Raw genomic sequence first — 12,316 nt, 5'->3', positions numbered from 1 at the left:
GTGAGCTTCTTGTAATTGTCTTTCAAATTGTTGGGGAGTTAATAAAGCATGGGTTTCATCAATGACACCATGATTGGCAACTTCATGCCCTTGAGCCATAATTTCGGCAATAATTGCAGAACCAGAACAAAGATGACTGCTAATAATAAAAAAAGTAGCCCTAGCTGGCTCTAAATCGCTGTATTTAGCATTTCTTTCGGCGATCGCCTCTAAAATCAGATGAGTCCCACGATCGCCAGGATCGCCCAGACAAGGGGCATCATCAATAGTCAATGCTACTATTTTTTCCGTAGTCTGTTGATAAAAAATAGCGTCAGGAAAAAGTTTCGCTATGCCGTTAACTAATTCCTGGGGTAACCTAACCATAATGATTATTTATCACTAGCTAATTTATCTGCCCAGCGAGTAGTTTCGGGCAAACGATATTTGGTCAAACAGCCCATTACGTAGTCGATCGCAGTAGGCAAACTAATTTTATGTCCGATGGATATATAAATTGGCTTAACTTTGTGGCGCGATCGTAAAACCACACCAATAGTTTCATTATTATCAATTAATGGTTGCCAACTGCCTTTTTCTGGGGGAATTTCTTCATGTTCCCCAATAAAGCGAGATTTTGCCACGCCAATGGTGGGTATATCTAGCAAAACTCCCAAGTGGCAAGCCAAACCAAAACGGCGGGGATGTGCCAAACCTTGTCCGTCGCATAAAATTAGGTCGGGGGTTTGTTTCAATTGGGGAAATGCGGCTAAGATTGCAGGAATCTCCCGAAAAGAAAGATATCCTGGTACGTAGGGAAAAGTAGTGGGAATGCGGGCGATCGCTCGTTCGACTAATTCTAATTCTGGATAGCTTAATACGGCGATCGCAGCTTGAGAAATTTTATAGTTATCCTGAAAGCCAATATCTACTCCCGCTACATATTTAACTTCTCCCAAGCAGTCGGCAGTAATTACATTATCTCTTAATTGTTCTTGAATTTGTTTTGCTTCAGCTACAGTCTTTACATTGAGCATTTATCATAAACAACTAACTACTGCCAATTAAACTTCACTCCTAAATATTCTTCCAATTTTTGATTGTAAGGAGCAAAATATTCCACCAAAGTTGCTCTGAGGGAAGAATCTACTTCATTGTACGAGCCTCCATTAACTTTAGGATAGTTATCAAGACTATGATTGGGCAAACCTAAGAAATCATAAACCTTTGCCATTTCTTGGGCGGTATTCTGATAAAACTCTTCACTTTTGAGGATTAACAGTTGTTCTCGTCCTAAAGTTTCGATCCAGGGTTTGAGTTTATAGTAGTACAGACCGCTCATAATATTATCGGGATTACCGAAATGAGTGTTGGTAATTTTCTCTTCGGTAATATCTTTTAATTGCTTCATTTCCTTAGCGATTTCTGTAGCCAAATCCTTGTTAGTTAAACCCGTATTAAATTTATGGTAATGCCAAGAAATAGCGCGATCGGCAGGATTGCGTAATAAAATAATAATCTTAGTTTGGGGAAAAGTCTGCTTGATTCTGTTGGCAACTTCAGGAAAACGTAGATAATTGGGGGTAGCTTCTCCTGTCAAAAAGTCAGGGCGATCGCTAATTGTCGGAAAGTGAGCTAAATACCAATCGAGTCCATGTTTATAATGTTTCCCATAAAAATCAATTTTTTTTTTATGGGGCAGTAAAATTTGCGGATGAAAGCCCAAATAGCTATACATCGAAGATGTACCGCTTTTCGACGCTCCTGCAATAAGAAAATCGGGGCCAGATTCCTTGATTTCTTGCCAATCTAATCGAGCTAAGTCAGGATTATTTTGAATTGCTCCCTGATAACTTCCTTTTCGATAGCATTCTATAGCTTCTGAGATTCGGTTTTGAGTGCTTAAAGCATCTCCCAAATTGCCCCAAGCAATAGTAATTTCGGGATTTTTGGCTAAGATACGACGATAAAAATCAATTAATTCTGTTCGTTTCTCTTTCCCGATTCGAGTATATTGCAGGTCGATATAAGGGAATTTGAATTGAGGATCTAATTCGATAGTTGTTTGATAAGCAGCAATAGCATCATCAAAACAACCTTTCGCTCTTAATAATTTGGCTCGTTGATAATAATGCTGGATCGTGACCTCGGGAAATTTTTTGAGGGTTTTGCCATATTCGGCGATCGCTTTAGCTTCTACGGCAGAATTTTCGGGGCTGTGTTTAATTACTTCTCGATGACAGGCGATCGCCAAATCGTATTTTTGGAGTTGGCGATAAACCCCAGCCATTCTATTGAGAATATGGCAAGCTTCTGGTTTTAACTCGCGGACTTTTCGATAGGCAGCCAGGGCGAAGTCCCATTTTTCTTGTTTTTGCCACAAGATGCCTAACTGAGTATAAGCTTGACAATAATCTCCATCGAGGGAAATAGCTTTTTTATAAAATACTTCGGCTAAATCCAAGCGATCGGTTTTAACTAAAGCTTGACCCAAAAGATAGTAGGGTTCGGGTAAATTTGGTTCTAGCCCGACAGCCCTTTTGTAAGTCTCTAGGGCTTTAGTCCACTGTTCTAGTTTAAAAAATGTTCTTCCCAAAAGTAAATAAAACTGATGGTTTTTGGGGTTATTGACAATTCCTTGACGATACAATTCCAGAGCCTGTTCTATATCGTTTCGTTCGATTAAACAATCTCCTAAACTGCGATAAGCTGCCCAGAAATTGGGTTTAATTTTAATTGCTCGACGAAAAGCAGCAATAGCTTTACTTGGTTTATTTTGTTTGAGCAGAGTTTTGCCCAACTTGTGGTGTTCTTGGGAAGTAGCTAAATCGGGGTTTAATTGATAAGCTAAATATAGACTATTGGCAGCTTTATTGGGTCGTTTTAAATGAGTCCAAACCTCTGCTAAATGAAGATGGGCTGCAACACATTCTTCATCGATGGCGATCGCTTGCAAGTAACACTGTTTAGCTTTGTGCCACTTTTGCTGTCGAACGTACAGAAGACCTAAATTAACCTGCATTTCTGCAGTCGGAGAATGTTCGGCTATATTTTGTTGACACTGAGAGATAGCGGCTTGGATTTCTTGAGTATTTAATTCGGACACAGAATTTTGTTTCATATTTTCTCAACAGCACGCACCAAGATTATCAAGATTATAATTTGCGGACAATCAATTGTAGTGCTTGAGGAGAGCGATCTACCAATTGCCATTGACCCTTAATGGATTTTAAATAGCGATCGATCCCAATTTGAGGATTCTGTTCGGGTTTTTGGGGATGCCTCCAACCATAATAATTAAAAATAATGATGCCCCCCGATTTTAATAACTTCCAAGCCAGTTGGGTATTTTTTTCAGCGCGATCGCTTAATTTACAACGGTCTTGTAAGTTAATCAAGTCAAAACTATTAGGAGTACAATTAGCCAAAAGTTCGGGAGGATTGCCTTCGAGAAAACTTACTTTTGCTGACGAGCCAGTTTTAGTAATATTTTCCTTAAATTTGGGAGCGTGGTTGATATCGGCACAAGTTAGCTTGGCAGTCGAACCAGTCAGCACATTATCCAACAGCCAACAACAAGACATTCCCTGATAGCATCCTACTTCTAGAGCATTAACTCCTTCTTTATCCACTAAAGCTTGAAGATGTTGCGCCCAAATATCTATGCGATGGCTAAAAATATCAACCGTAAAAAAATATTGATTGTCAACGCACTGCTGCCAACCCCGATAGGCACAGGTTTTTTGAAAACTTTCGGCGGCTTCTAATAGCTTGCCTTTTTCCCGCAAAGCATTACCCAAGTGACTGTATACCCAAGGATATTCGCCGACCAAATTTAAAATTGCATAGCAAGTCGAAATCGCTTCATCCCACTTACCCAAAATCAAAAATGTTTTCACCAAATCGCGATAAGCCCAGGGAAAATCGGGAGCATTTTTAATAGTTTGACGAAAATAAGCAATTGCTCGTTCAAAATCGCGCTTTTGGAGATAAAGACTGCCAAGTTTATATTGCGCCCTGGCTTCTGTGGGATCGATGGTCAGAATTTTACTAAATGTAGCGAGAGCTTCATCTAATTTGCCTTGGCGTTGATAAATATCTCCCAGATCGTAAAAAGCTATTGTCAGTCCTCCTTCTCCTTGGGTTGCTCGTTGATAGCAAACCATCGCCCGTTCTAGCTCGCCTTTCTCTGCTAACGCCTTGCCTAGTTTATAATATCCCTGACGATTGACTAAATTGGGATTAATTTCTGTAGCCCGATACCAGGCATTCATTTCCGCTTCTTTGCGTTGCAGTTGACCGTTAATTTGCGCTAAAGAAGAGTATATTTTTGCCGAATTGGGTAAATATTCTAAAGCATTTTCAAAACAAGCTAGGGCTTCCGTCCAGTTTTGTTCTAGGATGTGAAGCTCTCCTAATTGACAGTAAACCTCCCCTAAATTGGCATCACTATCCAAAGCCAGAGAGTGCCAAATAATGGCGCGATCGAAACGTCCCATTCCTTGAAGTAAATTACCCAATTCGGTAAACGCCTCTTGCCATTCTTCTAGATTTTTATGCTCTACTGCTGCTTGACAATGAGCGATCGCTTGTACTAAATAGCTAGAATCCACAGAGATTAGATTATATAAAGTAGTTTTTAAGGTTGATTGTTATTTATTGTTACTCGTTCGTTAGTTTATTGCCACTCTTTGTGGGAGTAGCGATTCGATCGATATGATTTAAGATCAGTTCGAGAGAAGTGATATCGACTAAGATATCTTCTGTTAAGGAATTTTGATACATTAAGTTGCGTAAAGGGGAACATTCAAAATTCTTGCCGAGAAGATAGTAGTGCTGCAATCGTAGGTGCTGGCTAATCGTCCAATAGTCAGTTCTTTGATAATTGGGAGAAAATATTTCCACTATTTTAGTATCGGGAGAACAAAAAACTATATTAGTTAATCCCGAACCATGGGGAGCGACAACAATCTCGGCACGGTTAAACAATGCCACCTGTTCCAAGACTGACATTTCTTCGAGAAAAACCGTCTTAAATCCGCGTTGGGTTAATAATTCATTTACTGCTGATTCGTTAATAATCTGGCGGTTTTTTGCCTTAGCTCGACTGATATATAGTTTTTTACTAGGTTGACCCGCAAAAAATTGCGCTTCGGGTAAAAATGTCTGGCGTAAAAATTCAATCGTACCAGGTGGAATCCAATCCATATAACCAGGAAAAGAAGGTACGATCGCCTCATCGGCTTGAATGTGACTGTGGAGATCGCTTTCTAAGATTTTATGACTGGGAATGCCCAAAAGTTCTAGAGTTTCTTGTTGAAAGGCTTTGCTTCTGCTGTTGACCACAAAACAATCTATATCGCCTAAATCTATCTGACTGCGCTTAATCAATTCAATGCGAGGCAAAACATCAAACATCCAATGATAGTAAACATGACCTGCCAAACCAGATAATATGGCTACCCTACCCTCGATTTTTTCTATGGGAGACAAACTTTCTCGTTCAAAAATACTATGTTCGTTCCGTTCTTGATAGGGACATTCGGGTAACATCCAAGGATAGTAGCGAGATAAATCTCCCAACAAAAAGTGATCGGGGGTCATAATGGCGATCGCATCGCAAATCGTCCATGAATTCTTGTAAGGGGCAATCCAACTAATTCCTTGGGGAATGGAGACGACAAAGGGCAATCTCGTTTGAATGGGGATGGGTCGATCTAGAGAACACTGATAAGCATTCTCGCCAATTTGTAGAGGGTGAAAATATTGTTTGAGCTTAGTCATGCAGCTATTGCAATTAACCCCGCCACAATCTTGATAGGCTGTTTGTCCGAGGGGTCGAATTTGAATGGTTTCTGGTTCTCGGATGCCAGTAATATTGTTGCCCCCAATAGGGAGATCCGACCAAGCAATTTGCACGTAGGCAAAATCATCTAACTGACAATCTCTCGCCCAATCTTGAGTATAGTGGTAAACTCGCTGGGGCAAAAATGCTAGATTGTCTTCATTGGCAAATAAGCGAGGCAAATTTTTCCATTCACCCCCATCTTGAAGATCTCGATCTAAAACGGTTTCGTAATAATCGATCGCCTCTTCTGTTTCTCGGACTCGTTCTAACACCTTACCCAATTGAAAACAGATTTGTGGATGTTCTGGTTCGATACTCAAACCAGTTTGATAGATGGCGATCGCTGCGTCCAAGCGATGTTGTTTGACCAAACAATTACCCAGTTTGAGATATAGTTCGGCTTTTTGGGGTTGCAGTTGTAGGGCTTTTTGATAGTAAGTTTCCGCTTGATTTACTCCTCGAAACTCAAAGAGTACGTCTCCCATCTGATGATAATTTTGACCTAAATAGTGACAGGCAACTTCATCTTTTCCTGCTTGTAAGGCTTGCAGAAAACGAGCGCAAGATCTTTTAGCCACCTCTAATAAATCTTCTGGCTCGACTGCTAATACTCTTTGACAGTATGCCGTTACCAAATCGGGTTGCAGCTCGATAATTTTGCGCCACAAATCCAAAACAGCAGGCAGATTGCCTAATTTTTGCTCCGCATCGGCACAATGACTGTAGGCTAAAACATTATTTGGCTCTAGTTCGATAACTCGACGATAACAGGCGATCGCTTGGGGATAATTACCCTGTTGTTGCCATAATTTCCCTAGATTGTGATGGGCTAAAGCCATTTTAGGGTCTAAAGTGATGGCAGTTTCAAAACTGGTAATTGCCAAACCAGGAAGATCGTTGAGTAAATAAACTTGACCTAAATTGTTGTGTAGAGTCGCCCAAGTGGGATCGAGCTTAATACCTTGCTTGAAGATTTCAATAGCGCGGTCGTATTCTTTTTGCTTGGCATAGGTACTACCCAAGTTACTATATGCCCGAACAAAATTGGGCTGAACGGCGATGGTCTGTTCGTAGCTGGCGATCGCAATTTCCCACTCCCCCTTGCGATCGTACAATACTCCCAGATTAAAATATGCTGCCCCATAGTTTGGTTTGAGTTCGATTGCCTGATTGTAGGCAATAATTGACGCATTCCAATTATTTAGTTGGTGGAAAACTACCGCTAGGTTATACTGCAACTCAGCCCAATTGGGTCTTAAAGCTAAAGCCTGTTGGTAGTGCCAAACAGCTTGTTCGAGATTTTTTTGTCTGCTGTGTAGCAAACCCAATTCTGCATAAACTTCGGCTTGATTGACGGTTGTTCCTAACGTTTTTTGATAAGTCTCGATCGCCGCAGCTATATTTCCTTGTTGAACGTAAGCTTTAGCTAAATATAAATAAAGATCGACCGCATTAGGATTTAAGGCAATTTCTTGCTGACATAATTGGATAACTCGCTCCGATTTTCCTTGCACAAGATAGGAATAAATCGTTTTGATTGAGGATTCGCCTCTTCTCATGGACGTAAAAGGGAACAGCCCCCATTTAAAATTACAAATTAACTCTGAAAAACAAAAATAAAATAATAGACTTGCACGAAGCAAGGAATAAACCTTACTAGGGTAGCCCAGATTATCTATAATTTCACATATTAGTGCTTTATGTTTGTTGGTTAAATTTTAAATAATTAAAATCAACAATTTTAATTGTTTTTTAGCCCTCTGAAAAAAAGGGCTTGACTCACAAAATTAAACTAACTTTGAGAAAGACGCTTGACGGGCGCACCGCCCAAAATTTTATCGGTTTCGGCTAATAACTGGGGAATTTTCTCTTGATAAGGACTTGCGGCAAGGCAAGGAGCAAAATTCAATCCCTCTATATTGTTAGCTTTCTCCCCAGGAAACCAATGACCCCCATTAGTGAGCAAATTATACCTAGCTTGACCATATTCAACCATGTCGTAAGCCAGAGCTAAATTACGCAACCACAAAATAACTTCAATATTGACGTTATTGGGAGTTTCTGTGTAACTGGGTAAACCAACTCGCCAGTTTTTATACCAATCTCGACCGAGAATATTGACGGCTTCTCGTTCCAAACGTTCTAAGATAGGGGGTAAGATCTCATCGGCTTTATCTAATAAAGATAATACTTTTAAATGTTCGTCGAAATCTGAGGGTTTAGCTGCCCCTAAACTGAGAGTATGTACTTCTGGATGGGAAAGACAAAACAAGTCGTTAAATACCATTGGACTGAGGGGTTGGCATAACTCTACTAGCTTTGGCGGTGGGTTATAAAGATGACCTCCTTTATCGGAAGGAGAAATAATAAACACTCCCATGTCTTGTTTTTTAGCTGCTTCGATCGCCGACCAATTCCATTGATTGATGTAATACCAGTGGAGATTTACATAGTCAAATTCCCCCGTCTCGATCGCTTTGGTAATGATTTCGGTCGAGCCGTGAGTAGAAAAGCCAATATGTCTGACTTTGCCTTCGGCTTTGAGCTTTTTGGCTTCGTCCAAACAGCCCCCCAGACGCACGCTATTATAAAGTGTTTCTTCGTTGTTAATCCCATGAAGTCCTAACAAGTCTACATATTCTAGCTGGCAGAAACTGAGAGATTGATTGAATTGACGGCGAAACTCTAAAGCATCGGGTTTGGGAGATACTTTGGTTTGAAAAATGAGTTTTTCTCTCGGTAGCTGGGGTAAGATCTCTCCCAACTGCATTTCCGAACTACCATAACCCCTGGCAGTCTCAATATGATTGATACCCACATCGAAAGCGCGACGAATCGTGGCTTCTAAATTGCGTTGATTAGCTTCGGGTATTTCCGACTGGGGTAAATCTTGCCATTTATATTGATATCTCATTCCCCCGCAGGAGAAAACAGGCATTTGTAATTCTGTACGACCGAATCGCCGATATTGCATAATCAAACTAGGAAATCTATTTTTTATGGTTATTTCTAATTAAGATAGTTAATTTTCCACATTCATGAAAATTCTTTTAGTCGATGACGAAACTGAATTAAGCGATCCTCTCAGTCGGATCTTGCTACAGGAAGGATATCAAGTCGATGTAGCCGATGATGGTGCGGCAGGGATGGAATTAGCATTAAATAATAATTACGATCTGCTAATTCTAGATTGGATGTTGCCCCACAAGTCGGGAATCGAAATCTGTCGTCAAGTGCGATCGCAATCTTTAACTACTCCCGTATTATTTTTAACTGCCAAAGATACTATCGACGATCGCGTGGATGGTTTGGATGCGGGGGCGGATGACTATTTGGTTAAGCCCTTTGAATTGCGGGAATTGTTAGCTAGAGTCAGAGCGTTGTTGCGTCGTTCTAGTTTAGAAAATAATTCTGGTGAAGATCTTGCTGCCAAAGCTACAAATCGCTTGAAAGTAGCAGATCTAGAACTAGATCTAGAAAATCGCCTGGCATACCGTCAAAATAAAGCGATCGATCTTTCTGAAAAGGAAATCGAATTACTCGCATACTTTATGCAACATCCCGATCGATTGTTAACTCGCGACGAAATATACAGTTACCTTTGGCAAAAAGAAGAACAACCGAGTAGTAATGTCTTAGCTGCTTTGGTGCGTCTGTTGCGACGGAAAATTGAAATCAATGGGGAAACCCAATTAATTCATACTGTATATGGTAAAGGATATCGTTTTGGTAAGTAGTCGTACAAAATTAATTTACAGCGGTTTGCGTTTCAATCTGGGACAAAACACGATCACTGCTTGCTAAATAGTAGTGTGGGCAATGCCCACGCTACAGATTAATGTCTGTATCAATGCAAAAAATAGTTAATATGTTTTCAAAAATAAAGAAATTAGTCGTGGCAACGGGCAATCCTGGTAAATTAGCCGAGATGCAAGAATATCTAACCGATTTTCCTTGGCAGTTAGTCTTGAAACCTGCGGATTTGGATATTGAAGAAACGGGTACTACTTTTATTGCCAATGCTCGTCTCAAAGCTTCAGAAGTAGCTAAAGCATTAGGAGAATGGGCGATCGCTGATGATTCTGGGTTGGCTGTAGATGCTCTCAATGGTGCGCCAGGAATCTATTCTGCTCGTTATGGCAAGACAGATGGCGATCGCATAGATCGCCTGTTAAGGGAATTGGGAGATAATCAGAACCGAAAAGCTCAATTTATCTGTGCTGTGGCGATCGCTAGCCCCGATGGTGCGATCGCTTTGGAAACCGAAGGAATTTGCCCAGGAGAAATTTTAACTTCTCCTCAAGGTGATGGAGGCTTTGGTTACGATCCGATTTTTTATGTCCCTTCACTACAACAAACTTTTGCCGAAATGTCTTCGATCGCCAAGGGAAAAATTAGCCATCGTGGCATAGCCTTTGCTCAATTAATGCCCAAGCTCAAAAAACTAGTTTGAGGAGATAATTTTTAGTTAAGTACCTAAGCAGAATTATTTGTATATTCCATATTTTCCTAACCCCTAACCCCTAACCCCTAAACCCAATCTCAACTATCCAATTAATTTTGCACAACTACTTAATAAAAGTTTCAAAAACATCACCAAAATCTTTAACTTTATAAGTTGAATGAAAGTTTTTGAGTTAGCTAATTATTTAGCTATTGTTAAATTAAAAATCAATCAAGCATTTAGGGAGGCGATCGCTATGCGGGCTATGATTTTAGAACGAGCAGGTCAACCTTTACAACTACAAGAGTTGCCGATTCCCCAACCGCAACCCGAACAGGTATTGCTCAAAGTTAATGTTTGCGGTGTGTGTCGCACCGATCTGCACGTTGTCGATGGGGAATTAGATAAACCCAAGCTACCCTTAATACTAGGTCATCAAATTGTCGGTACGATAGTTGAAGTAGGAACAAAAGCCGATAAATATCCCATTGGTACTCGTGTAGGTGTACCCTGGCTAGGACATACCTGCAATGAATGTAGCTATTGTCTGGGAGGCAAAGAAAACTTGTGCGATCGCGCTCTGTTTACTGGCTACGATCTTAACGGTGGTTATGCTGAATATGCCGTAGCTGATGAAAGCTTTTGTTTTCCCATTCCTGAAGGGTTTCCCGACTTACAGGCAGCACCATTACTTTGTGCGGGATTGATTGGCTATCGTTCCTATCGGATGACCGAAGATGCCAAACGCATTGGTTTTTATGGCTTTGGGGCAGCAGCCCATATTTTAATTCAGGTGGCAAATTATCAAAATAAACAGGTATATGCCTTTACCCGTTCGGGAGATACCACAGGACAACAGTTTGCTCGCAATCTCGGTGCGGTTTGGGCGGGAAGTTCGGAGGAACTACCACCAGAAGAATTGGATGCAGCAATTATTTTTGCCCCCGTAGGTAAGCTAGTTCCCGCAGCCCTAAAAGCAGTTGCTAAAGGCGGTATTGTAATCTGTGCGGGAATTCATATGAGCGATATTCCTAGCTTTCCCTATCGAGTGTTGTGGGAGGAGAGAGTATTGCGCTCGGTTGCCAATCTGACTCGTCAAGATGGCGAAGAATTTTTGACATTAGCTCCCAAAATTCCCATTCAAACTGAAGTTACCGCTTTTCCCCTAACAGAAGCCAACGAAGCTTTAAACGCCTTACGTACGGGTAAAATTAAGGGTGCATCCGTATTAAGCATTGAACATTAAGCATTAAACATTTGCTATTTATTTAGTAATTAAGTAATTACCTACCAATTATTAACGACTAACGACTAACCAATGTACGAGCGTACCATGGTACGCCTCTACCCACTAACACAACTTACATATCTTCCACCGCATCCCAAGCAGCTTCGCATTCCCTTTCTATCTGTTCTTGAGGATCGAATGCTACCTGACTGTGTAAAAGGTTTTCATATACCTTGGCAGCAAAGCGATCGCCAGAAGCAGGTTGAGTTACATTGGATTTCATAATTAAATCGGTACTGGAAATCATACCTAAAAGCTGTTTTTGAATTACAGGCGCACGAGCAATCCCCGTTTCGGCAAATAATTTGGCGACATTTTTCAAGTCTAGATCGGGATTAACTACGATGCAGGGTTTGGTCATAATTTGATAGACTAATACGTCTTCTGGATCGACATCTTTGGCTGCTATTTTATAAATAATGTCAGTTTCGGTAACAATGCCATAAGCTCCATCTTCTCCTGGTTCGACAATGAGAGAACGTACTCGTTTCTTCTGCATCAGGGCAATTGCGTTGGCTACAGTAGCCAGACTATCGATCGTAAAAACTTTGGTAGTCATAATATCCGCTGCTTTCATCTTCTTTCTCTCCCTGCTTGCTCTATCTAATATGTAGATTAGTAATTTGAGAAAGTTGTGAAGGTGGTCAATGGTTAACGGATAGAGTAAGTAAGTAGTCTCGCAAAATTAATTTCCTAGTGAAGGATAGGTAGTGAGTAGTGAGTAGTGAGTAGTGAGTAGTGAGTAGTGAGTAGTGAG

General features: G+C 40.7%; 10 protein-coding genes. 3 read left to right on the top strand and 7 right to left on the bottom strand.

Features of this window, described 5'->3' with window-relative positions; translation table 11 throughout:
• From AC33VI_RS13730 to AC33VI_RS13705, 6 genes are all read right to left on the bottom strand, one after another.
• A partial coding sequence (locus tag AC33VI_RS13730; RefSeq protein WP_491782833.1) for a polysaccharide deacetylase family protein occupies positions 1 to 366 on the bottom strand: 366 nt, incomplete at its 3' end.
• Between the two features lie 5 nt (positions 367 to 371).
• Complete coding sequence (nfi, locus tag AC33VI_RS13725; RefSeq protein WP_491782832.1) at positions 372 to 1,016, bottom strand: deoxyribonuclease V; 645 nt, start codon at positions 1,014 to 1,016, stop codon at positions 372 to 374.
• Positions 1,017 to 1,033: 17 nt separating this feature from the next.
• On the bottom strand, positions 1,034 to 3,100 hold the full coding sequence (locus AC33VI_RS13720) for a tetratricopeptide repeat protein (RefSeq protein ID WP_491782831.1): 2,067 nt from the start codon (positions 3,098 to 3,100) through the stop codon (positions 1,034 to 1,036).
• Between the two features lie 34 nt (positions 3,101 to 3,134).
• Entirely contained in the window at positions 3,135 to 4,592 is a 1,458-nt protein-coding gene (locus AC33VI_RS13715; protein ID WP_491782830.1) for a tetratricopeptide repeat protein, read from the bottom strand.
• 49 nt (positions 4,593 to 4,641) lie between these two features.
• Complete coding sequence (locus AC33VI_RS13710; protein ID WP_491782829.1) at positions 4,642 to 7,341, bottom strand: tetratricopeptide repeat protein; 2,700 nt, start codon at positions 7,339 to 7,341, stop codon at positions 4,642 to 4,644.
• Between the two features lie 278 nt (positions 7,342 to 7,619).
• Positions 7,620 to 8,801, bottom strand: a complete 1,182-nt coding sequence (locus AC33VI_RS13705) for an aldo/keto reductase (protein WP_491782828.1) — start codon at positions 8,799 to 8,801, stop codon at positions 7,620 to 7,622.
• A gap of 64 nt (positions 8,802 to 8,865) precedes the next feature.
• On the opposite strand from AC33VI_RS13705, the gene rppA reads away from it, so the two are divergent.
• The 3 genes from rppA to AC33VI_RS13690 all read left to right on the top strand — a co-directional run bounded on the left by rppA (position 8,866) and on the right by AC33VI_RS13690 (position 11,517).
• Positions 8,866 to 9,564: a two-component system response regulator RppA gene (gene rppA / locus AC33VI_RS13700; RefSeq protein WP_491782827.1), complete on the top strand. Its 699-nt coding sequence runs from the start codon at positions 8,866 to 8,868 to the stop codon at positions 9,562 to 9,564.
• A 143-nt stretch (positions 9,565 to 9,707) separates the two neighbouring features.
• A complete protein-coding gene (rdgB, locus tag AC33VI_RS13695; protein WP_491782835.1) occupies positions 9,708 to 10,280 on the top strand; it encodes an RdgB/HAM1 family non-canonical purine NTP pyrophosphatase in 573 nt (190 codons plus the stop codon).
• Positions 10,281 to 10,527: 247 nt separating this feature from the next.
• On the top strand, positions 10,528 to 11,517 hold the full coding sequence (locus AC33VI_RS13690) for a zinc-dependent alcohol dehydrogenase family protein (protein ID WP_491782834.1): 990 nt from the start codon (positions 10,528 to 10,530) through the stop codon (positions 11,515 to 11,517).
• Between the two features lie 115 nt (positions 11,518 to 11,632).
• Here the strand turns inward: AC33VI_RS13690 and AC33VI_RS13685 are convergent, their stop codons facing one another.
• Positions 11,633 to 12,136, bottom strand: coding sequence for a CBS domain-containing protein (locus AC33VI_RS13685; RefSeq protein ID WP_491782826.1), 504 nt, complete (start codon positions 12,134 to 12,136; stop codon positions 11,633 to 11,635).
• Between the last annotated feature and the right edge of the window lie 180 nt (positions 12,137 to 12,316).

This window comes from Waterburya sp. (genome assembly GCF_058530065.1).
The sequence above is the reverse complement of the archived record's forward strand: the minus strand, read 5'-3'. Positions and strand labels throughout refer to the sequence as shown.